The following is a 25,020-nucleotide window of genomic DNA, read 5'->3' on the forward strand; positions in this document are numbered from 1 at the left end:
TTCTCGCGAAGATCGACAGAACCGCCACGGTCATGCCGTGGCGGTTTTCGTTTGGCGTCATGAAACGTCGATCTTTCTGAAAACCCTCTGTCACACATGGCGGATAAGTCCGGCGGGTCCACTTCAATCGGATGTGAGGAACCCCCCGATGTTGAAACGCGCCATTATGACCTCCGTTGCGCTTGCCGCACTCAGCCTGTCGGCTGCCGCCGAGGAGAAGGCCTTCCCGTCAAAACTTGCCGGCCATGTCTATCTGCCGGCCCTTTCGCTCATTGCCCCGCCGGCCGATGCGCCGCGTGATGCCTGGATTTCCGGCAAGTTCACCGGCAAGGCCCGCAACGACAAGCCGATGACCGTGCCGGGCGACGTCGGCAAGGCCTATGGCAGCCACCTGACGGGCATTTCGCTGCCGTTTATCGGCCAGCCCATGCAGGGCATGTCCGGTTTCGCCATGAACCGTGCAGAGGACGGCAGCGTCTTCACGTTGACGGATAACGGTTACGGCGCCAAGCTGAACAGCCCGGATGCGCTGTTGTTCTTTCATCGCATGAAGCCCGACTTCGCCGCCGGCAAGATCGAGCGCGCCGAGACCGTGTTTCTGCGTGATCCCGACCGCAAGGTTCCTTTCCGCATTGCCTATGAGGGTACGGACAGCCGCTATCTGACGGGTGCCGATTTCGACCCGGAAAGCATCCAGTATCTCAACGGCGAAATCTGGATCGGGGACGAGTTCGGGCCCTATATCATTCGCGCGAAGGCGGATGGCCGTATCGTGGCCGTTTATCCGACCCTGTTGGACGGCAAGGCCCTGACCGGTCCGGATACGCCCGGCACCGTCGTTCCCGCAGTTCCGGGCAAGGATTTCCGGGTGCAGCGTTCCGGCGGCTATGAAGGCATGGCGCTTCAGCCCGGAACCAACCTGCTCTGGGGCATGCTCGAAAAGCCACTGCTTGGCGACGACGGCAAGCCGGAAGGTGATTACCTGCGGGTCATAACCTTCGATACCGGCAAGGCCGAGTGGACCGGCCAGAGCTTCAAGTTCAAGCTGGCCGAAGGTGCCGCCGCCATCGGTGATTTCAACTTCATAGACGCCACGCGCGCGCTGGTGATTGAGCGTGACAATGGCGAGGGCGATGCCAGCCTTGCCTGTGCAGCGGATGCGCAGGACAAGTCTGCATGCTATCCGGTTTCCGCCAAGGTCAAGCACATCGTTCTGGTCGATACGTCCAGGATCGATGCCGACGGCTTCATTCACCGCATCGGTTATATCGACCTGATGGACGTGAACGATCCGGACGGCAAGGCGCTCAAGTCTGTGACCGGTCGTGAGCCGAACGGCAGGTTCACTTTCCCCTTCTTTACGATTGAAGATGTGATGCGCGTCGATGACACCCACATCATGATCGCCAACGACAACAACCTGCCATTTTCCGGCGGGCGGGAAATCGGCAAGGCCGCCAATAACGAGTTCATTCTGCTCGAAACCGGTGATTTCCTGAACGCGAAGTGATCGCCCTTCGACCGCTTTGAAGGAACTGAGGATACGGGCGGGGGTTTACATCCTCGCCCGTCGCTTTTATGCACGGGGCGTTTTCCGACGACAGGAAGAATGGAACCATGCGAGCTGAAATCGTAAACGTAACCGACGAAATCAAGCAGGCCATAAGCCTGCTGAGGAGGCATCTTTGACTGGGATCAGGCGGTAAGACGACTGGACTGGTTGAATAACAAGGCAGAGGACCCGAACCTCTGGAATAATGCTTCCGAAGCCCAGAAGCTGATGCGCGAGCGGCAGCAACTGGAAGAGTCGATCTCCGGCGTGCGTTCGCTCGAACAGCAGTTGAACGACAATGTCGAACTGATCGAGATGGGCGAGGAAGAGGGTGACGCCGACATCGTCACCGACGCCGAGAATGCACTGAAGGCGCTGCGCGCCGAAGCAAACCGCCGCCAGGTGGAAGCCATGCTCTCCGGCGAGGCTGACGCGAATGACACCTATGTGGAAGTGCATTCGGGCGCAGGCGGCACGGAAAGCCAGGACTGGGCGAACATGCTTTTGCGCATGTACACCCGCTGGGCGGAGCGGTCCGGCTTCAAGGTCGAACTGCTCGAGGTGAGCGATGGCGAAGAGGCCGGCATCAAGTCCGCGACGATCCTCGTCAAGGGCCACAATGCCTACGGCTGGATGAAGACCGAATCGGGCGTGCATCGCCTGGTGCGTATTTCGCCCTACGATTCGAACGCGCGCCGCCACACCTCGTTCTCGTCCATCTGGGTCTACCCGGTGGTCGATGACTCGATCCAGATCGAGGTCAACGAGAGCGATTGCCGTATCGACACCTACCGGTCGTCGGGCGCGGGTGGTCAGCACGTCAACACCACCGACTCGGCCGTGCGTATCACGCATATTCCGAGCGGCATCGTCGTGGCCTGCCAGCAGGAACGTTCGCAGCACAAGAACCGCGCCAAGGCCTGGGACATGCTGCGCGCCCGCCTTTATGAAGCAGAGCTGAAGAAGCGCGAGGAGGCCGCCAACGCCGAAGCCGCGTCGAAGACGGATATCGGCTGGGGTCATCAGATCCGGTCCTACGTGCTTCAGCCCTATCAGCTCGTGAAGGACCTGCGCACCGGTGTGGAAAGCACCGCGCCGGGTGATGTGCTGGATGGCGACCTGAACGAGTTCATGGAAGCGGCACTTGCCCACCGCATCAGCGGCAAGGCGGACGCAGCCGTCGCCGACATCGATTGAGTTCGAACGGTTTGACGAGACAAGAGCCCGGCCATCGCGCCGGGCTTTTTCGTCGCCGGAGTCGTGTCGCAGTCACATCGTCAAAAGCGCGATGCTGGTCTGGCTGACAAGTTCGCCGATGACGAAGACCATTATTGCCGCGAATATCGTGCCCGGCCAACCGAATTGCGCACGCCGGCGGAAAAAGACCATTTCGGCAAAGAGCAGCCACAGGATGGCGACCCCAAGCGCGCCCACGGCCCATACGTCACCACGGCCAGCAAGAATGAGGCAAGGGGAGGTGACGAGGGCGTAGGGCGCCATGATATAGCATTGTTGCGCGAAAGGCAGCCGGAGCGTGTCACGGTTGATGCTTCCAGGCGTAAAGAGATCGTAGATGACTGCGCCGGTGATGGGGAAGAATGTGAAGATCACCATGCGGAAGAGCAGCAGCGCCATCAGGCTTTCGGTAATCGCCTTTCCCATGCGTGAACTGGAGATGGCGGCCACCTCCTGCGGCGTAAGCGGCACGAAGAGAGCGCCGATGGCAAGCGATACGAGCAGGAAAAGCGCTGGCCGCATTGCATTCGCATAGGCTTCCTTTTCGTCCTTGAGGCTTTCGGTCGCCACATAGTCCATCATCCGGCCGGGATTGATGATGACCTTGATGACGGTGAGCGGGTAGAAGAGAACCCACAGCATGAGTTCATAGGCGAACTGCTCGATCGCTCTTGTCGCATTCAGAAAGTCCATACCACCCCCGTCAGCCGCGATAAGCCGAACCCGCGTGACCTGCCGCCTCAGTTGGTCGCCCGTTCAACCCGGATTTCGCCGAGGTCATCAATCAGCACGGTCCAGGTTTCCGGTTCGCGCTGGGCCGGGTCGGTCTTCAGAAACACGCTGGCGAAAAGGCCCGGCTGCGTGGTGACGCCGTTCGAACTTTCCGGACGAATATCGGTCACATAGGGCCGGAGTGCCGAAAGCTCTTCCAGCTCGACGCTTTCGACCAGAGCAAGGCCGGTGTCGGATACCGCAACCTGTTGCAGATAGACCTTGGCCGTGCGGTCTGGCTGGCGCAGTGCGATGAGCTTGTAATAGCCCTTGCGAGGCCGGCTGTCTTGCGCGACATCCGCCGGCGATTCCTCCCAGAATCCGCTGCTCGTTGCAAAAATCGCCTCGACCGGTACGCTTTCGATATCCGCTGCCCGCACTGGCAGGGTGAGCATCACGAGGCTTGCAGCCAGAAATCCGGATGTCATGCGCTGCATTGGCGTCTCCATGGGAGGCTCAGGTTGCGAACTGTTCCGCGAGAATGCGATCGGACCAGGAGCGGTTGGGGTCGGACAGGATGCGAGCCGTCGTTTCGCGCGATTGTTCGATGCGAACCTTGAGGACCGATTTGACCTCGGTGTGATCGGCAACAGCGTTGACGGGGCGCTTGCCGGGTTCGAGGATCTGGATATCCACAACCGCGGTTTCAGGCAGCAGCGCGCCACGCCAACGCCGCGGACGAAACGCGCTGACCGGCGTCATGGCCAGAAGTCGCGATTCCAGTGGCAGGATAGGGCCATGAGCGGAAAGATTATAGGCGGTTGACCCAACGGGGGTGGCGACCATCAGGCCATCGCAGATGAGTTCCTCAAGCCGCACGGTGCCATCAACCTCGACCCGCAGCTTGGCGGCCTGATAGGACTGACGAAACAGCGACACTTCGTTGATGGCGAGCGCAGAGCGCAGAATCCCTTCGCTGTCCTCCGTAATCATCCGCAGAGGATGGAACTTGTTTTCCACGGAGGCGGCGATGCGTTCAATGAGATCGGTCGTGCGGTATTCGTTCATCAGAAAGCCGACGGAGCCGCGGTTCATGCCGTAAACGCTTTGGCCGCTGTTCATTGTGGCATGCAGCGTCTGCAACATGAAGCCATCGCCGCCAAGCACGACGATCACATCGGCTTCATAGAAAGAGGCGTCGCCATATAGACGGACCAGTTCCTCACGCGCTTCCTGTGCCTCCGGCACAGCGGAGGCCACGAACGAGATGGTCTGGAACGGCTGGGGCATGCCTTCGGTCCTGCAAACTGAATGGGTCGGTTATAGGCGAAAGAGGCGAAGTCTCAAGCCGTTTTACTCATATAGGGTTCGCCTGCGTCATTTGAGCGACGCAGCCTGCCCATCAATTTTCCCTTTACACAGCGGCAGAATATGCTACTTGCCAACCCAAGTGCCCTTGTAGCTCAGTTGGTAGAGCACCTGATTTGTAATCAGGGGGTCGCGGGTTCGAATCCTGCCGGGGGCACCATAAATTCCCAGTTGAAATGAGAGATTTAGCAGGCGCTGGCGATTGGGCTGGCGGACGTGCTTGCCGTCGTACATTCAAGGGTAAATGCTGAAAGCGGCTTTGCGCCGAATTTATAGAGCTAACCTTCTCGTATTGGCTTTTCTCACCGCTGGTTTGCGGTTGAAATTTGTCAATAATCGCTCACATGCGCGTGGCACATCTCTCTGAATTCGAAATAAATTATTGATTTTTGAATTATTGCATTTTTTTAAAATGAAGATATTTGCGTTTTGATGAATTTGTATCAATTTATACTCTATATTTTTGTGTCGATGTGATTTTTATTTTGAATAATACATTGTCTTTGCGCCGACCGGGTCGCACGGCGGCGGGTCGATGATACCGGCTGTGAACTTGACGTTTCTCAGGTAAAATATCGGCATATCGGACTGTGTTTTGATTTCGATCAAAGTTGACCGGTAGTGAGTTCTCCTATGATCAGGGCAACCACCAAACAGGAGGAAACATGTCCAATACCCCGCACACTCTCGGTGAAGAATTCCCCGACCAGCTTGACGCCATCCACGCCCTCAAGGTTTCGGATGCACGTTTTGCCAAGGTTCTCGAGGAATATGACGATGTGAACGACCAGATTCACCGGTCTGAAACGCGCGTGGATATGCTTTCGGAAGAAGCCGAAAGTGCCCTTCGCCGTCGCCGTCTGGCGCTCAAGGATGCGATTGCCCAGGCGCTGTCCGCCGCGAAGTAATCCGCTTTCCCATCGACTGCAGAGCAACGCGGATAGCCTCCGCGTTGCTTTTCTGTTTTGGGTGATCAGCCTTCCTCGCTGTCGAGACGGACGGCGGTCTGGATCTCGTCAAGCAGATCGGGCAGGGCGCTTTGCACCCGGTTCCAGCTTGGCATGAAGGGTGTTGCATCCGGCTGGTCAAGAAAGACATTGCCGGCTTCCAGAACATTGGCCGCGAAAAGCTCGACCGCCTGCTCTTCGCGATGCCGGTCTGTCGTCAGGCCGTTCATGCGCGAATCATTATGGTAGATTTCCACGAGATCGAGCGCCGTGCGGTAATAGGTTGCCTTCAGGGAGCGCAGCGATTCCTGGCTGAACACCACGCCATCGGTGGCAAGCTTGCGGAACAACGCCTTGGCGATATCGGTGGACATGCGAGAAAGCCCGGTTGAAGCATCCTCGGGTGAAAGCGGCTGATGCTTGTGGTCATAGGTGTCGGCAATGTCCACCTGGCAGATCGACTGATTCGAATAGTTCCGCCACAGCTCCGAAAGCACACCGATTTCCAGCCCCCAGTCGGAGGGGATGCGCAGATCGGCGAGCACATGCGCGCGCATCGCAAACTCGCCCGCCAGCGGATAGCGGAAAGCCTTGAGATAATCGATATAGGGGTGGTGGCCGTAGACGCGCTCCAGACTGAGCAAAAGCGGCGTAACCAGCAGGCGCGAGACGCGGCCGTTCAGTGTGCGCCGCGCGACGCGTGGATAATAGCCCTTGGAAAAGAGGAAGCGGAAATCCGGATGCGTGACGGGATAAACGAGGCGGGCGAGCATTTCGCGGGAGTAGGTGGTGATGTCGCAATCATGCAGAGCCACCACGCCGGCATTGCGCGCACCCAATACATAGCCGATGCAGAACCACACATTGCGGCCCTTGCCCGGCTGGTCGGGTGAAAGGCTGGCGGCTTTCAGCTTTTCATCCACCGCGCGCAATCTTGGTCCGTCGTTCCATAGAATGCTGTGGCGGTGGGGCAGACGGGCAAAATAGGCCTTGGCGTACCGATACTGATCCCGGTCGGCCTGATCGAGCCCGATGACGATGTGCGAGAGATAGGGAACAAGGCTCAGTTCATCGACGATGTTTTCCAACGCCGGCGCCTCCAGTTCGGAAAAAAGCGAAGGCAGGATGAGTGTGATGGGGCGTGTCTGGGCGAAATGGGCGAGTTCTCGCTCGATTTCGGCGATCGGTCTTTCCCTGAGATTGTGAAGGGTGGCCACGACGCCGTTCTGGTGGAAATCCGCCATGCAAATCGTCCTTTCTTCTTCGCGCCGCAGCGCTGCCTGAATTGCTCCATCCGGAAGATCGACCCGGTTCGGGCCTGTGAGTTGGTATCGATGTCAGAGTGTGCCTGCATCAATACAGGCAAGGCAGACCAGCATGACCTCGTTCCAGCCGGCCGGGCCGGCCAATGTGGAACGCAGGATCGCGCCATTCCGTTCCCGTTCGGTGACGGGCAGGGGGTTGTGATGCGGGTTGGCGATGATGATGCCGCGGTCTGCTGCTTTCAGCATGGCCAGATCGTTCGGCGCATCGCCAAGCGCGATGGTGAAGACGGGCTCTCCGCGGGCTTTTGCAAATGCCCCGGCGACACGCATCATGGCGTCTGCCTTCGAACCATGCGGCATGATGGTGAAGAAGCGTCCGCCCTGAATGGCGGTGAACCCTTCCTGCTCCATCAACGCGATAAACTCATGCCGCTCCTCTTCGGATCCCAGCCACAGGCCGGGTTCGGAAAAGCGCCGTTGCCGGGCAAGGCGGGCATTTTCATGTGGCAAGCCCGTCTGTCGGGAAACCTCTTCGACGCTCCATTCGCCAAAGCCGCTGAAACGGTCCGATAGAGAGGCGGGCAGGGAGCCGAGGGCTTGTCTGATTCGCGCATAAACCGGCGCGTCGTTCACTGAATCATCGCCGAATCGCGCGATCCCGGCTCCATTCTCCACGATCATCGGTGTATCGAGGCCGAGTGCATTAGCAATCGGACGCATCTCTGCCTCTGTTTTGGATGAGGCAAGGATGAGTGGGATAGACCGTTCGCGCAACAAGCCGATGGCCGGAAGCGCCGCGTCGAACCGATAGGTGTGGTGATCGAGCAGCGTTCCGTCGAGATCTGTGAAGACGGCAATCATGCCCTCATCTTGTCAGATGAAGCTTGGCTGCGTAAAGCGAAATGGCGCAGGCATTGGAGACATTGAGCGATTTGATGGCGCCCGGCATATCCAGTCGTGCGAGCGCGCTGACGGTTTCACGGGTCTTCTGGCGCAGTCCCTTGCCTTCGGAACCCAGCACAAGCGCGATCTTGTCGCCCTTGAAGGTGGTTTCGAGTGGCTGCGGCCCTTCCGAATCAAGGCCGATGGAATAGAAGCCGAGCTTGTGCAGTTCGTTCAGCGTATCCGCCAGATTACCAGCCTGAATGTAGGGAATGAGTTCCAGCGCACCGGAGGCGGATTTGGCAAGAACGCCGGATTCCGTCGGGCTGTGACGCTGCGTCGTGATGACGGCACCGGCATCGAAGGCGACGGCAGAACGCATGATCGCGCCGACATTATGCGGATCGGTGACCTGATCGAGCACCAGAAGCAACGGGCTATCCTTCAGCGCATCGAGGCGACGAACGGGCAGGGGCCGGGTTTCCAGCATCACGCCCTGATGGATGGCGTCGGGTCCAAGAACCTTGTCGATCTCCTGTGGCGAGACGATTTCCACAGGAAAGCCGATATCTGCGCCTTCCTCAATCCCGAGCCTGGCGAGCGCGTTGCGCGTTACCGAAAGTTTCACCAGTTTGCGGGCGGGATTGTCCAGTGCAGCGCGCACGGTGTGCAGACCGTAGAGCAAGACCTGATCCGGCTGAAGCTGCGGCGGTTTGAAATTACTGTCCCGGGACGATTTTCCCCATTTTCCCTGCTGCGGCGTGGGGATTTCTCCCCGCTCGCGCTTGGAATCGCGCACGGCGCGGCGCAGCGTCGCATAGTGGGTGTCACGGGCGGAACGGTCGTTGTCGTTATCTTTGCTCATGCGCCTCTTATAGCTAGTCCCGCAGGCGGGGCATAGGGTCGACCCGGAATAGCCCCGGCTGTGGACGAAATATTTTTCGCGAATTTTCTGAAATCGGCGTGTTGACATCACGCCGTGGGGCCGTCATATAGCCGCCCAGATCACGAGGCGCTTCAAACGCTTCGGGGTCGCAAGGATGTCGATCCGGTCGGATACTGGAGGGATGCCCGAGTGGTTAAAGGGGACGGACTGTAAATCCGTTGGCTCAGCCTACGTTGGTTCAAATCCAACTCCCTCCACCATCCGTCATCGGATCGATCATACCCCCGCGGGTATAGCTCAATGGTAGAGCAGCAGCCTTCCAAGCTGAATACGCGGGTTCGATTCCCGCTACCCGCTCCATCCTCAAACATCGTTTTCCGGCTTCGGCACCATCAGCGTGGTGTGCGTTTCCCTGCCGCGTAGTTGTTCGCGGGAAAACACGCGCCAGCTACCTTCTGCCTTGGCTGCCTTTACGACATCCCCGGATGCGAGGAGACAGACATTGGCCGGTCGGGTTGCCGCCTCGATTCGCGCCGCGACATTCACCGGGTCGCCGATGACCGTGAATTCTCGCCGATCCTCGTTGCCGATGACGCCGCAAAAAACCTCGCCATAGTGAATGCCAACACCGACGGAGTAGCGTTCCGCTTCCGGTCGTGTCTCCTGCAACTCGGCAATCATGCGAACGATATCGAGGCCGCATTGCAGGCCGTGGGCGGCATCCGCCCCGTTCATTTCAGGGACGCCGAACAGCACCAGGGCACCATCGCCGATGAATTTGTCGATCATGCCGCCATTGCGGCGGGCGGCTTCCTGAACGACCGTGCGGAAGGAGGCGATGATCTCCGAGACGGCGAAGGGGTCGAGCCGCTCAGCCATGCGGGTCGAATCGCGCATGTCGGCGAAGAGGATCGCAACCGTTTGACGCCGGCCCTTTGCCTGTTCATCGCCCGATGTCACCAGCGGCACGATCTCCGCCGGCAGGAAGCGCACCAGCGCCGCCTTCGACAGGGCTTCCGATTCGACCCGCATCAGAAGCGACCGGCTGCGCCGCATGATGGAAACCGTCGCCCCGCCAATCGCCAGAATCAGTAGGAGACGCGTCACGGTCGGTGCGATACCGGCCAGGTGTTCCGGTTCGGCGGTTGCGGTGGCGAGGCTATCCGCCGGCGCCTCGGGTGAGAGCAGGATGACCGCCACCAGCGCGACGATGAACAGCAGTGTCGAGGTGAGCTGAATACCGGGGTGGTAGCGCATGGCGCCGGTGGCAAGCAGCACCGGTATCGTCCAGGCCGTCGGGGTCGCAAATACCCAAACGCCGGAAAGGCCGCTGAACTGGAGAGAAAGATAGCAGATGGCTGCCACCATGGCCGCATCGAACACCGCCAGAAGATACTGTGCCCATACGCCGTAGCGGTTCCTCGCGATGAGAACGAGGGTTGTAACACCACTGAAGAGCAGCATGGCCAGAAGCAGCAGGCTCTGGATGCGGATCCCGCCGTGATGGTCAGGCCCGAGGGACAGGAAACGCACCACATGCGGAATCGTCATGACGAGCGCCGCGTAGATGCGCAGCCGCGCCAGCGTGCTTTCGGCGCCGATTTCGGCGGCCCGGAGAGCCGCTCCCAATGCCGTTTCCTTCGTTTGCGACTGAGCCATGATATCTCTTTTGTGAAACAATACGTCGTGGCGACCCTATCCTGAAGCAGCGCTGACCGGCAATTCGTCGGGCTGCCTCCTGCCGTCGCAGGGCAGGTGATTTTCCTCCGGCGATGCAGGTGTCACAAAATCCTCGCATACGCGGTGTTAAGGGCAAACGCCCGTCGCGCGCTTTAAGGCTTGCGCATTGCTTGCGAAAGCCTTAAAGGGCCAGACCAAACCGGTTCGCCGGGTCAACCACCTTACGGATCATAGGAAAAGTATTCATATGGCAAAGAGCAAGTTTGAGCGGACGAAGCCGCACGTTAACATTGGTACGATCGGGCACGTTGACCACGGCAAGACGTCGCTGACGGCAGCGATCACGAAGTTCTTCGGCGAGTTCAAGGCATACGACCAGATCGATGCCGCTCCGGAAGAAAAGGCCCGTGGTATCACGATCTCGACGGCTCACGTCGAGTATGAGACGGCCAACCGTCACTATGCGCACGTTGACTGCCCCGGCCACGCCGACTACGTCAAGAACATGATCACCGGTGCAGCGCAGATGGACGGCGCGATCTTGGTTTGCTCGGCTGCTGACGGCCCGATGCCGCAGACCCGCGAGCACATCCTGCTCGCCCGTCAGGTTGGCGTTCCGGCTATCGTTGTGTTCCTGAACAAGGTCGACCAGGTTGACGATCCGGAACTTCTGGAACTCGTCGAACTCGAAGTTCGCGAACTTCTTTCGTCCTACGACTTCCCGGGCGACGATATCCCGATCATCAAGGGCTCTGCTCTTGCTGCTCTGGAAGACTCGGACAAGAAGATCGGCGAAGACGCGATCCGCGAACTGATGGCCGCTGTCGACGCCTACATCCCGACGCCTGAGCGTCCGATCGACCAGCCGTTCCTGATGCCGATCGAAGACGTGTTCTCGATCTCTGGCCGTGGTACGGTTGTGACCGGCCGCGTCGAGCGCGGTATCGTCAAGGTTGGTGAAGAAGTCGAAATCGTCGGCATCCGTCCGACGTCGAAGACGACGGTGACCGGCGTTGAAATGTTCCGCAAGCTGCTCGACCAGGGCCAGGCCGGCGACAACATCGGTGCACTGGTTCGCGGCGTTACCCGTGACGGCGTCGAGCGTGGTCAGATCCTGTGCAAGCCGGGTTCTGTGAAGCCGCACAAGAAGTTCATGGCTGAAGCCTACATCCTGACGAAGGAAGAAGGCGGCCGTCATACGCCGTTCTTCACGAACTACCGTCCGCAGTTCTACTTCCGTACGACGGACGTGACGGGCATCGTGACGCTGCCGGAAGGCACGGAAATGGTTATGCCGGGCGACAACGTGACCGTTGCCGTTGAGCTGATCGTTCCGATCGCGATGGAAGAAAAGCTGCGCTTCGCTATCCGCGAAGGCGGCCGTACCGTCGGCGCCGGCATCGTCGCATCCATCATCGAGTAATCGGTGATTGGGCGAGGCCTCTGGCCTTGCCCTGAGACGGCTTCGTCATCTGAATGGAAAAGGCCCTGCCAGAAATGGCGGGGCCTTTTCTCGTTGATGCAAGACGCCCATTAAAAAACCCCGCAGGGGCGGGGTCGTGTCAGGGCGGGGTGCTCGTCGATGCGGCGTGCGGGGGGGGGGTAGGAGGGAGGTCAGGCCGTGTCGGAGGACCGGCGGCAACAGCCGCTCTTGTCGCGAATGCGGCCGGTCACGCAGCCGTAAATTTCGACATTGGCTCCTTCCTCAATGTCGACGTCGCCAGCGACAATGCCGCGCAGAACGACCCGAGCGCCCTTCTGGACGCGAAGATAGCCGCCGACGAGGCCGCGGATGAAGAAGGTGGCTCCGGGCCGCACGGTGGCACCGACATCAATCTGTCCGCCAAGCTCCACCGTATCCCGAACAATGAGTGGGCCTGCGATTCTTCCGTTCAAGACGTCCATACCAACATTCCCCTTATTTATTTTTGAGTAACCATAGTAGCGCGCTTTCAGGGTTTGCCAAGCGTTTCGATTTGCGTCGGTCAAATCGTCACAGCGTTAGGTTAATGTCAGTGATCCCGGGAAAAGTGGGGGGACGATGAAAAAACTGACAAATCGGTCTTGCCAACGGCGAAAAGCCGCCGTAAAGGAGCGCCATGTTCGCAACGGGCGGTGCAAACTGCTTCGTCAACGCGATAGGGGTATAGCTCAGTTGGTAGAGCGGCGGTCTCCAAAACCGCAGGTCGGGGGTTCGAGCCCCTCTGCCCCTGCCACTTCATCGCGGTAACTCGCTGACGAGTGGCCATGAAAAGCGAGGCGCCCTCTTGTGTAAAACAGAATCGGCGTTTATGTAGGGTTAAACAGACACGCGGTGCGTGGGGCTGAGCTAGTCAGCTTTACGCGCCGTAATGGCGTGGGCGGTCAATGGCATCCAAGGTAAATCCATTTGCGTTTCTGCAGCAGGTTCGCTCCGAAACGGCAAAAGTGACGTGGCCCTCGCGCCGCGAGACGGTGATCTCGACGGCCATGGTTCTGTTCATGGTTGTTCTGGCGGCATTGTTCTTCTTTGCTGCCGACCAGCTCATTGGCTGGCTGATCAGCCTCGTCCTCAGTGTTGGCAAGTAATCGGGTGGAATGAACATGGCCGCGCGCTGGTATATCGTCCACGCTTACTCCAATTTTGAAAAAAAGGTGGCAGAGTCCATCGAGGAGAAGGCGAAGCAGAAGGGTCTCGAGCATCTGTTCGAAAAGATCCTGGTTCCGACCGAGAAGGTCGTGGAAGTACGACGCGGCCGAAAGGTCGATTCCGAGCGCAAGTTCTTCCCCGGTTATGTTCTCGTTCGCGCACAGCTGACGGATGAGGTGTTTCACCTTATCAAGAACACGCCGAAGGTCACGGGTTTCCTTGGTTCCGACAATAAGCCGGTTCCGATTCCCGACAGTGAGGCTGATCGTATCCTTGGCCAGGTTCAGGCCGGTGTTGAGCGTCCCAAGTCTTCCGTCTCCTTCGAGATCGGTGAGCAGGTTCGCGTTTCCGACGGTCCGTTTGCTTCGTTCAACGGCACTGTTCAGGATGTGGACGAAGAGCGTTCGCGCCTGAAAGTCGAAGTTTCCATTTTTGGCCGCGCTACGCCGGTCGAACTCGAATACGGTCAGGTCGAAAAGATCTGACCGGAGGGGCATTGCCCCGACCGCGTGGGAGCAAGGTGACCTAAGCCGGGTCATGTGAGCGAACCACGCAACCGCAGCCGCCGGGTCCGCCCGGCAATTCATGGGCCGGAAATCCGGTCCGCATACGAAAGGCAGAGAGAAATGGCTAAGAAAGTTGCAGGCCAGCTCAAGCTGCAGGTGAAGGCCGGCTCGGCAAACCCGTCGCCGCCCATCGGTCCTGCGCTCGGTCAGCGTGGCATTAACATCATGGAATTCTGCAAGGCGTTCAATGCCGCCACGCAGGAAATGGAAAAGGGTATGCCGATTCCGGTCGTCATCACCTATTACCAGGACAAGTCCTTCACGTTCGCGATGAAGAAGCCGCCGGTCACTTACTTCCTGAAGAAGGAAGCGAAGATCCAGAGCGGTTCCAAGACTCCTGGCAAGGGCGCCAAGGCCGGCTCGATCACCCGTGATCAGGTTCGCGCTATCGCCGAAGCCAAGATGAAGGATCTGAACGCCGCCGACGTGGAAGGCGCAATGGCAATGGTCGAGGGCTCTGCCCGCTCCATGGGCCTGGAAGTGGTGGGTTGATCATGGCCAAGCTTGCAAAGCGTATTCAGAAGATCCGCGAAGGCATTGATGCCGAGAAGTTCTATGGCCTTTCTGAGGCTGTGACCCTCGTCAAGGAACGTGCTGTCGCCAAGTTCGACGAAACCATCGAAGTCGCCATGAACCTCGGCGTTGATCCGCGTCACGCTGACCAGATGGTTCGCGGCGTCGTCAACCTGCCGAACGGCACGGGCCGCGACGTTCGCGTCGCCGTCTTCGCTCGCGGCGTCAAGGCTGACGAAGCCAAGGCAGCCGGTGCAGACATCGTCGGTGCGGAAGACCTGCTCGAAATCGTCCAGGGCGGCAAGATCGACTTCGATCGCTGCATCGCAACCCCGGACCTGATGCCGCTCGTCGGCCGTCTCGGCAAGGTTCTCGGCCCGCGCGGCCTGATGCCGAACCCGAAGGTCGGTACCGTGACCATGGACGTCACCGGTGCGGTCAAGGCTTCGAAGGGCGGCGCTGTCGAGTTCCGCGTCGAGAAGGCTGGTATCATCCATGCCGGTATCGGCAAGGCCTCATTCGATGCCAAGGCTCTCGAAGAGAACATCCGTGCATTTGCCGATGCCGTCGTCAAGGCGAAGCCGGCCGGCGCGAAGGGTAACTACGTCAAGCGCGTAGCGATCTCTTCCACGCAGGGCCCGGGCGTCAAGATCGACCCGGCAACGATCAACGCTGCTTGATCGCAAGAATTCAGGGGTTTTCGATAAGGCCCCTCCAAAGCATTCCCGGCCTCACAAGGGCCGGGAGTAAATCCGGGTAAAACCGGATTTCCTGTCCGAGATTGCAGGTGGTCAGACCTTAATCAGTTTGCCTGCATGAGACGGGTAAGATCCAGATTTCGATGCTCAGGCATCCCAATCGGTTCGAGCCTTGTGAGCCTTGTGCCTAACGTCGGATGACGTGAGCGCGAGGGGGCAGGATCCTCAAGCGTCGCTCGGGGTCCTCTTTTCGAAGATGGCCCCTTGAGGCAAAGGCAAACCCGACAGGGGGGTGGTTACCTTCCTGTCTACTGGAGACAGACAGTGGAAAGAGCGGAAAAACGCGAATTCGTCACGGAACTGAACGAAGTCTTCAAGGCTTCCGGTTCGGTTGTCGTGGCCCACTATGCCGGTGTCACCGTTGCGCAGATGAACGACTTCCGTTCCAAGATGCGTACCGCTGGCGGCACCGTCAAGGTCGCGAAGAACCGCCTGGCCAAGATCGCTCTTCAGGGCACGGAAGCCGAAGGTATGTCGGACCTTTTCAAGGGTCAGACCCTCATTGCCTACAGCAATGATCCCATCACGGCTCCGAAGATCGTCATGGAATTCGCCAAGACCAACGACAAGCTCGTGGTTCTCGGTGGCGCCATGGGATCGACCACGTTGAACGCAGATGCAGTCAAGTCGCTTGCGACCCTGCCTTCGCTCGACGAGCTGCGCGCAAAGCTGCTGGGCCTTCTCGTTGCCCCGGCGACCCGCGTTGCAACGGTCACCGCAGCACCGGCAAGCCAGCTTGCTCGCGTGTTCGCGGCCTATGCCAAGAAGGACGAAGCCGCTTAAGGCGGTTTTTCGCTGTTGAAATCAAACCGGTTCGAACCGATATATTAAGGAACTAAGACAATGGCTGATCTCGCAAAGATCGTTGAAGAACTCTCCACCCTGACCGTTCTGGAAGCTGCTGAGCTGTCCAAGCTTCTCGAAGAAGCTTGGGGCGTTTCTGCCGCTGCTCCGGTTGCTGTGGCTGCTGTTGCTGGTGGCGGCGCTGCTGCTCCGGCTGAAGAAGAAAAGACCGAGTTCGACGTTATCCTGGTTGACGCTGGCGCCAACAAGATCAACGTCATCAAGGAAGTCCGCGCTATCACGGGTCTCGGCCTGAAGGAAGCCAAGGATCTCGTCGAAGGCGCTCCGAAGCCGGTCAAGGAAGCCGTTTCCAAGGCTGAAGCTGCTGACCTCAAGAAGAAGCTTGAAGAAGCTGGCGCTAAGGTCGACGTCAAGTAATGACGTTACCGGGGAAGGGCGAAAGCCCTTCCCCAACTCCATTTCTGTCAACTTATTACCCAAGAGCCACCTGAAAGCGGCTTTTGGGTAATGGGTTCTCAAGAGGATGGTTCTGATTCGGTGTCCCCGGCAATCCGGCCGGCCGCACCGCGGATGAACGAGATTGATGACCCATGACTTGACGGAGCCGACTGGCCAGCGGCCTCCGTCTGTTGCAGGCCCGGATGCAAACTTTTGAAGGAGCGACGATGGCTCAGACCCTTTCGTTCAACGGTCGCAGGCGCGTACGCAAGTTTTTTGGAAAAATCCCCGAAGTCGCGGAAATGCCGAACCTCATCGAGGTTCAAAAGGCTTCCTATGACCAGTTTTTGATGGTCGAGGAGCCGAAGGGCGGTCGTCCTGATGAAGGACTGCAGTCAGTCTTCAAGTCCGTTTTCCCGATCACCGATTTTTCCGGCGCCTCGATGCTCGAATTCGTGTCCTACGAGTTCGACCCGCCGAAGTTCGACGTGGATGAATGCCGCCAGCGCGATCTCACCTATGCTGCCCCGCTGAAGGTGACGCTGCGCCTTATCGTGTTTGATATCGATGAGGATACGGGTGCGAAGTCCATCAAGGACATAAAGGAGCAGTCCGTCTACATGGGCGACATGCCGCTGATGACGATGAACGGCACGTTCATTGTCAACGGTACGGAGCGCGTGATCGTTTCGCAGATGCACCGTTCGCCGGGCGTGTTCTTCGACCACGACAAGGGCAAGAGCCATTCGTCGGGCAAGCTGCTGTTCGCTGCCCGCGTCATTCCCTATCGCGGTTCCTGGCTCGACATCGAATTCGACGCCAAGGATATCGTGTTCGCCCGTATCGACCGTCGTCGCAAGATTCCGGTGACGTCGCTGCTGATGGCGCTGGGCATGGACGGCGAAGAAATTCTGTCGACCTTCTACACGAAATCCACCTACGAGCGTGATGGTGAGGGCTGGCGCGTTCCGTTCAACCCGCAGGCGCTCAAGGGCACCAAGATCGTCGCCGACCTGATCGACGCCGACACGGGTGAAGTCGTCATCGAAGCCGGCAAGAAGCTGACCCCGCGTCTGCTCCGCCAGCTTCAGGACAAGGGCCTCAAGGCTCTGAAGGCCACCAACGACGAACTTTACGGCAACTATCTCGCCGAAGACATCGTCAACTACGCGACGGGTGAAATCTACCTCGAAGCCGGTGACGAAATCGACGAGAAGACGCTTCCGATCATCCTGTCGAACGGCTTCACGGAAATTCCGGTTCTCGGCATCGACCACGTCAATGTCGGCGCCTACATCCGTAACACCCTGTCTGCCGACAAGAACGAAAACCGTCAGGACGCCCTGTTCGATATCTACCGCGTCATGCGTCCCGGTGAACCGCCGACCATGGAATCGGCTGAAGCCATGTTCCAGTCGCTGTTCTTCGACGCCGAGCGTTACGACCTCTCGGCTGTCGGTCGCGTCAAGATGAACATGCGCCTTGATCTGGATTGCCCGGATACGGTTCGTGTTCTGCGCAAGGAAGACATCCTGGCTGTGGTCAAGATGCTCGTCGAACTGCGCGACGGCAAGGGCGAGATCGACGACATCGACAACCTCGGAAACCGCCGTGTGCGTTCTGTCGGCGAACTCATGGAGAACCAGTACCGTCTGGGTCTGCTGCGCATGGAACGCGCCATCAAGGAGCGTATGTCGTCGATCGAGATCGACACGGTCATGCCGCAGGATCTCATCAACGCCAAGCCGGCGGCCGCTGCTGTTCGCGAATTCTTCGGTTCCTCGCAGCTTTCGCAGTTCATGGACCAGGTGAACCCGCTTTCGGAAATCACCCACAAGCGTCGTCTTTCGGCTCTTGGCCCGGGTGGTCTGACGCGCGAACGCGCCGGCTTCGAAGTCCGCGACGTGCATCCGACCCACTACGGCCGTATTTGCCCGATCGAAACGCCGGAAGGTCCGAACATCGGCCTGATCAACTCGCTGGCCACGTTTGCCCGCGTGAACAAGTATGGCTTCATCGAATCGCCGTACCGCAAGATCATCGACGGCAAGGTGACGAACGACGTGCTGTACCTCTCCGCCATGGAGGAGGCCAAGTACTACGTCGCCCAGGCAAACGCCGAAATGACGCCGGAGGGCGAATTCGCTGAAGAATTCGTCGTTTGCCGTCATGCCGGTGAAGTGATGCTCGCACCGCGCGACACCATCAACCTGATGGACGTGTCGCCGAAGCAGCTCGTGTCCGTCGCGGCAGCGCTCATTCCGTTCCTCGAGAACGACGACGCCAACCGCGCGCTCATGGGCTCGAACATGCAGCGTCAGGCCGTGCCGCTCCTGCGTGCCGAAGCTCCGTTCGTGGGCACCGGCATGGAGCCGATCGTCGCGCGTGACTCCGGTGCTGCCATTGCGGCTCGCCGCGGCGGTATCGTCGACCAGGTCGACGCGACCCGTATCGTTATCCGCGCCACCGAAGACCTCGATCCGTCGAAGTCGGGCGTCGATATCTACCGCCTGATGAAGTTCCAGCGTTCGAACCAGAACACCTGCGTCAACCAGCGCCCGCTGGTCAACGTCGGTGACATCCTGAACAAGGGCGACATCATCGCTGACGGTCCGTCGACGGATCTGGGTGACCTGGCTCTCGGCCGCAACGCGCTCGTCGCGTTCATGCCGTGGAACGGCTACAACTACGAAGACTCCATCCTTCTGTCCGAGCGTATCGTGGCCGAAGACGTCTTCACCTCGATCCATATCGAGGAGTTCGAAGTCAACGCCCGCGACACCAAGCTTGGTCCGGAAGAAATCACGCGTGACATTCCGAACGTTTCGGAAGAAGCGCTGAAGAACCTCGACGAAGCCGGTATCGTCTATATCGGTGCTGAAGTTCAGCCGGGCGACATTCTCGTCGGCAAGATTACCCCGAAGGGCGAAAGCCCGATGACGCCGGAAGAAAAGCTTCTACGCGCCATCTTCGGTGAAAAGGCCTCCGACGTTCGCGACACCTCCATGCGCATGCCTCCTGGCACGTTCGGCACGGTCGTGGAAGTCCGCGTGTTCAACCGTCACGGCGTCGAAAAGGACGAGCGTGCGATGGCTATCGAACGCGAGGAAATCGAACGTCTGGCCAAGGACCGCGACGACGAACAGGCTATTCTGGACCGTAACGTCTACAGCCGTCTCATGGACATGCTGCGCGGTCAGGTCGCTGTGGCCGGCCCGAAGAGCTTCAAGAAGGGCACTGAGCTTTCCAACGCCGTCGTCTCCGAATATCCCCGCTCGCAGTGGTGGATGTTCGCCGTCGAGGACGAGAAGGTCCAGGGCGAGATCGAAGCACTCCGCGGCCAGTACGACCAGTCGAAGTCGCGCCTTGAGCAGCGCTTCATGGACAAGGTCGAGAAGGTCCAGCGCGGCGATGAAATGCCTCCGGGCGTCATGAAGATGGTCAAGGTCTTCGTCGCTGTTAAGCGCAAGATCCAGCCGGGCGACAAGATGGCCGGCCGTCACGGCAACAAGGGTGTCGTTTCGCGCATTCTGCCGATCGAGGACATGCCGTTCCTTGAGGACGGTACCCATGCCGATATCGTGCTGAACCCGCTCGGCGTGCCTTCGCGCATGAACGTCGGCCAGATTCTTGAGACGCATCTTGCCTGGGCTTGCGCCGGCATGGGGCGCAAGATCGGCCAGCTTCTCGAGGACTACAAGAAGACGCAGGACATCGCTCCGCTGAAGAAGGAACTGACCGAGGTCTACGCTTCTGACGCCAAGGATGAAGTTTCACGCTTCGATGACCAGTCCCTGGTCAAGCTTGCCGAAGAAGCCAAGCGCGGCGTTTCCATCGCGACGCCTGTCTTCGACGGTGCGCACGAGCCGGATATCGCTTCGTTGCTGGAACGTGCCGGCCTGCATCCGTCGGGTCAGTCGGTCCTGTACGATGGCCGTACCGGTGAGCCCTTCGACCGCAAGGTCACGATGGGTTACATGTACATGATCAAGCTCAACCACCTGGTTGACGACAAGATCCATGCACGCTCCATCGGTCCGTACTCGCTCGTGACGCAGCAGCCGCTGGGCGGCAAGGCCCAGTTCGGCGGTCAGCGCTTCGGGGAAATGGAAGTCTGGGCGCTGGAAGCTTACGGTGCAGCCTACACGCTGCAGGAAATGCTCACCGTGAAGTCGGACGACGTCGCGGGCCGCACCAAGGTGTACGAAGCCATCGTTCGTGGCGACGACACCTTTGAGGCGGGCATTCCGGAAAGCTTCAACGTTCTGGTCAAGGAAATGCGTTCGCTCGGTCTTTCGGTCGAGCTGGAGAATTCCAAGGCCGAAGACGTTTCCACGGCTGGCGAACTGCCCGACGCGGCGGAATAACAGAACAGAAAGGCGCGCGCCCACTCCGGCGCGCGCTTCACCCGTCAAGGGCAGGGGCGACGGTCCCGGTTCGAAGGCGGGAAGTTTTGCCGCAATTTGCGGTTACATTCGTTTTAGAGCGCCGGTCTGGCTCCCGGGTATCAGCCGGACCAGAGCGCCAATCTCGGGCCAATGGCCCTTAAGGAGACAGGCATGAACCAAGAGGTCATGAATCTTTTCAACCCGCAGGTGCCGGCACAGCACTTCGATTCCATCCGGATTTCGATTGCCTCTCCGGAGAAGATTCTTTCCTGGTCCTACGGCGAGATCAAGAAGCCGGAGACGATCAACTACCGTACGTTCAAGCCGGAGCGCGACGGTCTGTTCTGCGCCCGCATCTTCGGGCCGATCAAGGACTATGAATGCTTGTGCGGTAAGTACAAGCGCATGAAGTACAAGGGCATCATCTGCGAAAAGTGCGGCGTTGAAGTCACGCTGTCGCGCGTTCGCCGCGAGCGTATGGGCCATATCGAGCTGGCTGCGCCCGTTGCCCATATCTGGTTCCTGAAGTCGCTTCCCTCGCGCATTTCGACCCTGCTCGACATGACGCTGAAGGATGTCGAGCGCGTTCTCTATTTCGAGAACTACATCGTGACCGAACCGGGCCTGACCGCGCTCAAGGAAAACCAGCTTCTTTCCGAAGAAGAATACATGATTGCCGTCGATGAATATGGTGAAGACCAGTTCACGGCGATGATCGGCGCGGAAGCCATCTATGAAATGCTGGCCTCGATGAATCTTGAGCGCATTGCCGGCGAACTGCGCACGGATCTGGCGGATACCACGTCCGATCTGAAGCAGAAGAAGCTGATGAAGCGCCTGAAGATCGTGGAAAACTTCATCGAATCCGGCAACCGTCCGGAATGGATGATCATGAAGGTCGTACCGGTGATCCCGCCGGATCTGCGTCCGCTGGTGCCGCTGGATGGCGGCCGCTTCGCGACGTCGGATCTGAACGATCTCTATCGCCGCGTCATCAACCGTAACAACCGTCTGAAGCGCCTCATCGAGCTTCGCGCGCCGGGCATCATCATCCGTAACGAAAAGCGCATGCTTCAGGAATCCGTTGACGCCCTGTTCGACAACGGTCGCCGTGGCCGCGTCATCACGGGTGCGAACAAGCGTCCGCTGAAGTCGCTGTCCGACATGCTCAAGGGCAAGCAGGGCCGCTTCCGCCAGAACCTTCTCGGCAAGCGCGTCGACTATTCCGGCCGTTCGGTCATCGTGACCGGCCCGGAACTGAAGCTGCACCAGTGCGGCCTGCCGAAGAAGATGGCGCTCGAACTGTTCAAGCCGTTCATCTACGCCCGTCTCGACGCCAAGGGTTACTCCTCGACCGTCAAGCAGGCCAAGAAGCTGGTTGAAAAGGAAAAGCCGGAAGTCTGGGATATCCTCGACGAGGTCATCCGCGAGCATCCGGTTCTCCTGAACCGCGCGCCGACGCTGCACCGCCTGGGCATCCAGGCCTTCGAACCGACGCTGGTCGAAGGCAAGGCCATCCAGTTGCATCCGCTCGTCTGCACGGCCTTCAACGCCGACTTCGACGGCGACCAGATGGCTGTTCACGTCCCGCTGTCGCTTGAAGCCCAGCTTGAAGCGCGCGTGCTCATGATGTCGACCAACAACATCCTGCACCCGGCAAACGGCGCACCGATCATCGTGCCGTCGCAGGACATGGTTCTCGGCCTCTACTACCTCTCGATCGTGAACCAGAACGAACCGGGCGAAGGCATGGCCTTCTCCGACATGGGCGAACTGCATCACGCGCTCGAGAACAAGGTCGTGACGCTGCACGCCAAGATCCGTGGCCGTTTCAAGTCGGTCGACGAACAGGGCAATGCCTATTCGAAGATCTACGAAACGACGCCGGGCCGCATGATCATCGGCGAGCTTCTGCCGAAGAATGGCAAGATCACCTTCGATATCTGCAACCAGGAAATGACCAAGAAGAACATCTCCAAGATGATCGACACGGTCTACCGCCATTGCGGCCAGAAGGAGACGGTCATTTTCTGCGACCGCATCATGGCTCTCGGCTTCAAGCATGCGTGCAGCGCCGGCATTTCGTTCGGCAAGGACGACATGATCATTCCGGATTCGAAGGCGAAGATCGTCGGCGACACGGAAGCGCTGGTGAAGGAATACGAACAGCAGTACAACGACGGTCTGATCACCCAGGGTGAGAAGTACAACAAGGTCGTCGACGCCTGGGGCAAGGCCACCGAAAAGGTCGCCGAAGAAATGATGGCGCGCATTAAGGCTGTGGAATTCGATCCGGCAACGGGTCGCCAGAAGCCGATGAACTCCATCTATATGATGTCCCACTCGGGCGCCCGCGGTTCGCCGAACCAGATGCGTCAGCTTGGCGGCATGCGTGGCCTAATGGCCAAGCCGTCGGGTGAAATCATCGAGACGCCGATCATCTCGAACTTCAAGGAAGGCCTGACCGTGAACGAGTACTTCAACTCGTCGCACGGTGCCCGTAAGGGGCTGGCCGACACGGCTCTGAAGACGGCAAACTCCGGCTACCTGACCCGTCGTCTCGTCGACGTCGCGCAGGACTGCATCGTCACGCATGTCGACTGCGGCACGGATACCGGCCTCACCATGACCGCCATCGTCGATGCTGGTCAGGTCGTGGCTTCGCTCGGCGCCCGTATCCTCGGCCGCACGGCGCTTGACGACATCGACAACCCGGTCACCGGCGAGAACATCGTCAAGGCCGGCACGATGATCCTTGAGCCCGATGTCATCGAGATCGAAAAGGCCGGCATCCAGTCCGTCCGCATTCGCTCGGCGCTGACCTGCGAAATCCAGACGGGCGTCTGCGGCGTCTGCTACGGTCGCGACCTTGCACGCGGTACGCCGGTCAACATGGGCGAGGCGGTGGGCGTTATCGCGGCTCAGTCGATCGGTGAACCGGGTACCCAGCTCACCATGCGTACCTTCCACCTTGGCGGTACGGCAAACGTGGTCGACCAGTCGTTCCTTGAGGCATCGTATGAAGGTACGGTTGCGATCAAGAACCGCAACATCATCCGCAATTCGGAAGGTGTTCTGGTGGCGATGGGTCGTAACATGGCCGTCACCATTCTGGACGAACGCGGTGTCGAGCGCTCCTCGCAGCGCGTTGCCTACGGCTCGAAGATCTTCGTCGATGACGGCGACAAGGTGAAGCGCGGCCAGCGTCTCGCCGAATGGGACCCCTACACCCGTCCGATGATGACGGAAGTGGAAGGTACCGTTCACTTCGAAGACGTGGTCGATGGTCTCTCGGTTCTGGAATCCACCGACGAATCCACGGGTATCACCAAGCGTCAGGTTATTGACTGGCGTTCGACCCCGCGCGGTTCGGACCTGAAGCCGGCGATCGTCATCAAGGATGCGTCCGGCGCTGTTGCCAAGCTTTCGCGTGGTGGCGAAGCCCGCTTCCAGCTCTCGGTCGAAGCCATTCTCTCGGTCGAGCCGGGCCAGAAGGTCAGCCAGGGTGACGTGCTTGCGCGTTCGCCGCTGGAAAGCGCCAAGACGAAGGACATCACCGGTGGTCTGCCGCGCGTTGCCGAACTCTTCGAAGCCCGTCGTCCGAAGGATCACGCTGTCATCGCCGAAATCGATGGCACGATCCGTCTCGGCCGCGACTACAAGAACAAGCGTCGCGTCATCATCGAGCCGGCGGAAGACGGTGTGGAGCCGGTCGAATACCTGATCCCGAAGGGCAAGCCCTTCCACCTTCAGGAAGGCGACTATATCGAAAAGGGTGAATACATCCTCGACGGTAATCCGGCCCCGCACGACATTCTGGCAATCAAGGGCGTGGAGGCACTCGCTTCCTACCTCGTGAACGAAATCCAGGAAGTCTACCGTCTGCAGGGCGTGGTCATCAACGACAAGCACATCGAAGTGATTGTTCGCCAGATGCTCCAGAAGGTCGAAGTCACCGATGCTGGCGATAGCCATTACATCGTTGGCGACAACGTCGACCGTATCGAACTGGACGACCTGAACGAGCGTCTGATCGAAGAAGGCAAGAAGCCGGCCTACGGCGATCCGGTCCTCCTCGGTATCACGAAGGCTTCGCTGCAGACCCCGTCCTTCATCTCGGCCGCATCCTTCCAGGAAACGACCAAGGTGCTGACGGAAGCCGCGATTGCCGGCAAGACCGACACGCTGCAGGGTCTGAAGGAAAACGTCATCGTCGGCCGTCTGATCCCGGCCGGTACGGGCGGCACGATGACCCAGATCCGCCGTATCGCAACGGCGCGCGACGAGATGATTCTCGACGAGCGTCGCAAGTCGACCGGTGCTTCGGTTGCAACCCCCATGCTGCAGGAACTGTCCGGCGGCGATGCGGTTCCGGCTGGCGAATAAGCCCGCTTCGG

The 25,020-nt window shown here is 59.3% G+C and carries 20 protein-coding genes and 4 tRNA genes; 16 read left to right on the forward strand and 8 right to left on the reverse strand.

What is annotated here, in order from left to right; translation table 11 throughout:
* Positions 1-148: 148 nt before the first annotated feature.
* Together GGQ66_RS06980 and prfB are read left to right on the forward strand one after the other, a co-directional pair.
* Complete coding sequence (locus GGQ66_RS06980) at positions 149-1,510, forward strand: esterase-like activity of phytase family protein (RefSeq protein ID WP_183790843.1); 1,362 nt, start codon at positions 149-151, stop codon at positions 1,508-1,510.
* Positions 1,511-1,617: 107 nt separating this feature from the next.
* Positions 1,618-2,749, forward strand: a protein-coding gene (gene prfB, locus GGQ66_RS06985; protein ID WP_183790844.1) for a peptide chain release factor 2 whose coding sequence is annotated in 2 segments (ribosomal slippage) — positions 1,618-1,686 and positions 1,688-2,749 — 1,131 coding nt in all. Because the reading frame shifts where the segments join, the coding sequence is not laid out codon by codon here.
* 72 nt (positions 2,750-2,821) lie between these two features.
* On the opposite strand, the gene GGQ66_RS06990 is transcribed toward prfB, so the two are convergent.
* From GGQ66_RS06990 to GGQ66_RS07000, 3 genes are read right to left on the reverse strand one after another with little or no spacing between them, the layout of a single operon-like run.
* Complete coding sequence (locus GGQ66_RS06990; protein WP_183790847.1) at positions 2,822-3,481, reverse strand: hypothetical protein; 660 nt, start codon at positions 3,479-3,481, stop codon at positions 2,822-2,824.
* A gap of 47 nt (positions 3,482-3,528) precedes the next feature.
* A complete protein-coding gene (locus GGQ66_RS06995) occupies positions 3,529-3,996 on the reverse strand; it encodes a hypothetical protein (RefSeq protein ID WP_370686306.1) in 468 nt (155 codons plus the stop codon).
* Between the two features lie 19 nt (positions 3,997-4,015).
* Positions 4,016-4,789, reverse strand: a complete 774-nt coding sequence (locus GGQ66_RS07000; protein WP_183790849.1) for an NAD kinase — start codon at positions 4,787-4,789, stop codon at positions 4,016-4,018.
* A gap of 162 nt (positions 4,790-4,951) precedes the next feature.
* Here GGQ66_RS07000 and GGQ66_RS07005 point away from each other — a divergent pair.
* Positions 4,952-5,027 (forward strand) — tRNA-Thr (locus GGQ66_RS07005).
* Positions 5,028-5,532: 505 nt separating this feature from the next.
* Positions 5,533-5,775: an HP1242/YdcH family protein gene (locus GGQ66_RS07010; RefSeq protein ID WP_183790852.1), complete on the forward strand. Its 243-nt coding sequence runs from the start codon at positions 5,533-5,535 to the stop codon at positions 5,773-5,775.
* A gap of 65 nt (positions 5,776-5,840) precedes the next feature.
* On the opposite strand, the gene GGQ66_RS07015 is transcribed toward GGQ66_RS07010, so the two are convergent.
* The 3 genes from GGQ66_RS07015 to GGQ66_RS07025 all read right to left on the reverse strand — a co-directional run bounded on the left by GGQ66_RS07015 (position 5,841) and on the right by GGQ66_RS07025 (position 8,826).
* Entirely contained in the window at positions 5,841-7,058 is a 1,218-nt protein-coding gene (locus GGQ66_RS07015) for a glycosyltransferase family protein (protein ID WP_183790854.1), read from the reverse strand.
* Between the two features lie 93 nt (positions 7,059-7,151).
* Entirely contained in the window at positions 7,152-7,940 is a 789-nt protein-coding gene (locus GGQ66_RS07020) for an HAD-IIB family hydrolase (RefSeq protein WP_183790856.1), read from the reverse strand.
* A 4-nt stretch (positions 7,941-7,944) separates the two neighbouring features.
* A complete protein-coding gene (locus tag GGQ66_RS07025; protein WP_183790858.1) occupies positions 7,945-8,826 on the reverse strand; it encodes a TrmH family RNA methyltransferase in 882 nt (293 codons plus the stop codon).
* Positions 8,827-9,022: 196 nt separating this feature from the next.
* On the opposite strand from GGQ66_RS07025, the gene GGQ66_RS07030 reads away from it, so the two are divergent.
* Both GGQ66_RS07030 and GGQ66_RS07035 read left to right on the forward strand, forming a co-directional pair.
* Positions 9,023-9,107 (forward strand) — tRNA-Tyr (locus GGQ66_RS07030).
* Positions 9,108-9,133: 26 nt separating this feature from the next.
* Positions 9,134-9,207 (forward strand) — tRNA-Gly (locus tag GGQ66_RS07035).
* Between the two features lie 3 nt (positions 9,208-9,210).
* Here the strand turns inward: GGQ66_RS07035 and GGQ66_RS07040 are convergent.
* Positions 9,211-10,506, reverse strand: a complete 1,296-nt coding sequence (locus GGQ66_RS07040) for an adenylate/guanylate cyclase domain-containing protein (RefSeq protein WP_183790860.1) — start codon at positions 10,504-10,506, stop codon at positions 9,211-9,213.
* Between the two features lie 268 nt (positions 10,507-10,774).
* Here GGQ66_RS07040 and tuf point away from each other — a divergent pair, with 268 nt between their 5' ends.
* Positions 10,775-11,950 carry an elongation factor Tu gene (tuf, locus tag GGQ66_RS07045; RefSeq protein WP_183790862.1) on the forward strand — a complete coding sequence of 392 codons (1,176 nt, stop codon included), beginning with the start codon at positions 10,775-10,777 and terminating at the stop codon, positions 11,948-11,950.
* Positions 11,951-12,141: 191 nt separating this feature from the next.
* Here the strand turns inward: tuf and GGQ66_RS07050 are convergent, their stop codons facing one another.
* Positions 12,142-12,432, reverse strand: coding sequence for a hypothetical protein (locus tag GGQ66_RS07050; RefSeq protein ID WP_183790864.1), 291 nt, complete (start codon positions 12,430-12,432; stop codon positions 12,142-12,144).
* Positions 12,433-12,667: 235 nt separating this feature from the next.
* Here GGQ66_RS07050 and GGQ66_RS07055 point away from each other — a divergent pair.
* From GGQ66_RS07055 to rpoC, 9 genes are all read left to right on the forward strand, one after another.
* Positions 12,668-12,743 (forward strand) — tRNA-Trp (locus tag GGQ66_RS07055).
* A 151-nt stretch (positions 12,744-12,894) separates the two neighbouring features.
* Entirely contained in the window at positions 12,895-13,095 is a 201-nt protein-coding gene (gene secE / locus GGQ66_RS07060) for a preprotein translocase subunit SecE (RefSeq protein ID WP_183790866.1), read from the forward strand.
* Between the two features lie 15 nt (positions 13,096-13,110).
* Positions 13,111-13,641 (forward strand): transcription termination/antitermination protein NusG, encoded by a 531-nt coding sequence (gene nusG, locus GGQ66_RS07065; RefSeq protein WP_183790868.1) that lies wholly within the window; start codon positions 13,111-13,113, stop codon positions 13,639-13,641.
* 141 nt (positions 13,642-13,782) lie between these two features.
* Positions 13,783-14,214 (forward strand): 50S ribosomal protein L11, encoded by a 432-nt coding sequence (rplK, locus tag GGQ66_RS07070; RefSeq protein ID WP_183790870.1) that lies wholly within the window; start codon positions 13,783-13,785, stop codon positions 14,212-14,214.
* Between the two features lie 2 nt (positions 14,215-14,216).
* Positions 14,217-14,915 (forward strand): 50S ribosomal protein L1, encoded by a 699-nt coding sequence (gene rplA / locus GGQ66_RS07075; protein WP_183790872.1) that lies wholly within the window; start codon positions 14,217-14,219, stop codon positions 14,913-14,915.
* Between the two features lie 342 nt (positions 14,916-15,257).
* Positions 15,258-15,776, forward strand: a complete 519-nt coding sequence (gene rplJ, locus GGQ66_RS07080) for a 50S ribosomal protein L10 (RefSeq protein WP_183790874.1) — start codon at positions 15,258-15,260, stop codon at positions 15,774-15,776.
* Positions 15,777-15,836: 60 nt separating this feature from the next.
* Positions 15,837-16,214, forward strand: coding sequence for a 50S ribosomal protein L7/L12 (gene rplL, locus GGQ66_RS07085; RefSeq protein WP_183790876.1), 378 nt, complete (start codon positions 15,837-15,839; stop codon positions 16,212-16,214).
* Positions 16,215-16,462: 248 nt separating this feature from the next.
* Positions 16,463-20,602, forward strand: coding sequence for a DNA-directed RNA polymerase subunit beta (gene rpoB, locus GGQ66_RS07090; protein ID WP_183790878.1), 4,140 nt, complete (start codon positions 16,463-16,465; stop codon positions 20,600-20,602).
* A 192-nt stretch (positions 20,603-20,794) separates the two neighbouring features.
* On the forward strand, positions 20,795-25,009 hold the full coding sequence (rpoC, locus tag GGQ66_RS07095; RefSeq protein ID WP_183790880.1) for a DNA-directed RNA polymerase subunit beta': 4,215 nt from the start codon (positions 20,795-20,797) through the stop codon (positions 25,007-25,009).
* Positions 25,010-25,020 lie beyond the last annotated feature (11 nt).

The sequence above is a fragment of the Allorhizobium borbori genome, assembly GCF_014196535.1.
GTDB classification, from domain to species: domain Bacteria; phylum Pseudomonadota; class Alphaproteobacteria; order Rhizobiales; family Rhizobiaceae; genus Ectorhizobium; species Ectorhizobium borbori.

What these genes read in the sequence shown, in the direction of transcription:
- GGQ66_RS06980 (WP_183790843.1), top strand. Translation starts at nt 149, where the DNA reads ATGTTGAAACGCGCCATTATGACCTCCGTTGCGCTTGCCGCACTCAGC.
- GGQ66_RS06990 (WP_183790847.1), bottom strand. Translation starts at nt 3,481, where the DNA reads ATGGACTTTCTGAATGCGACAAGAGCGATCGAGCAGTTCGCCTATGAA.
- GGQ66_RS06995 (WP_370686306.1), bottom strand. Translation starts at nt 3,996, where the DNA reads ATGCAGCGCATGACATCCGGATTTCTGGCTGCAAGCCTCGTGATGCTC.
- GGQ66_RS07000 (WP_183790849.1), bottom strand. Translation starts at nt 4,789, where the DNA reads ATGCCCCAGCCGTTCCAGACCATCTCGTTCGTGGCCTCCGCTGTGCCG.
- GGQ66_RS07010 (WP_183790852.1), top strand. Translation starts at nt 5,533, where the DNA reads ATGTCCAATACCCCGCACACTCTCGGTGAAGAATTCCCCGACCAGCTT.
- GGQ66_RS07015 (WP_183790854.1), bottom strand. Translation starts at nt 7,058, where the DNA reads ATGGCGGATTTCCACCAGAACGGCGTCGTGGCCACCCTTCACAATCTC.
- GGQ66_RS07020 (WP_183790856.1), bottom strand. Translation starts at nt 7,940, where the DNA reads ATGATTGCCGTCTTCACAGATCTCGACGGAACGCTGCTCGATCACCAC.
- GGQ66_RS07025 (WP_183790858.1), bottom strand. Translation starts at nt 8,826, where the DNA reads ATGAGCAAAGATAACGACAACGACCGTTCCGCCCGTGACACCCACTAT.
- GGQ66_RS07040 (WP_183790860.1), bottom strand. Translation starts at nt 10,506, where the DNA reads ATGGCTCAGTCGCAAACGAAGGAAACGGCATTGGGAGCGGCTCTCCGG.
- tuf (WP_183790862.1), top strand. Translation starts at nt 10,775, where the DNA reads ATGGCAAAGAGCAAGTTTGAGCGGACGAAGCCGCACGTTAACATTGGT.
- GGQ66_RS07050 (WP_183790864.1), bottom strand. Translation starts at nt 12,432, where the DNA reads ATGGACGTCTTGAACGGAAGAATCGCAGGCCCACTCATTGTTCGGGAT.
- secE (WP_183790866.1), top strand. Translation starts at nt 12,895, where the DNA reads ATGGCATCCAAGGTAAATCCATTTGCGTTTCTGCAGCAGGTTCGCTCC.
- nusG (WP_183790868.1), top strand. Translation starts at nt 13,111, where the DNA reads ATGGCCGCGCGCTGGTATATCGTCCACGCTTACTCCAATTTTGAAAAA.
- rplK (WP_183790870.1), top strand. Translation starts at nt 13,783, where the DNA reads ATGGCTAAGAAAGTTGCAGGCCAGCTCAAGCTGCAGGTGAAGGCCGGC.
- rplA (WP_183790872.1), top strand. Translation starts at nt 14,217, where the DNA reads ATGGCCAAGCTTGCAAAGCGTATTCAGAAGATCCGCGAAGGCATTGAT.
- rplL (WP_183790876.1), top strand. Translation starts at nt 15,837, where the DNA reads ATGGCTGATCTCGCAAAGATCGTTGAAGAACTCTCCACCCTGACCGTT.
- rpoB (WP_183790878.1), top strand. Translation starts at nt 16,463, where the DNA reads ATGGCTCAGACCCTTTCGTTCAACGGTCGCAGGCGCGTACGCAAGTTT.
- rpoC (WP_183790880.1), top strand. Translation starts at nt 20,795, where the DNA reads ATGAACCAAGAGGTCATGAATCTTTTCAACCCGCAGGTGCCGGCACAG.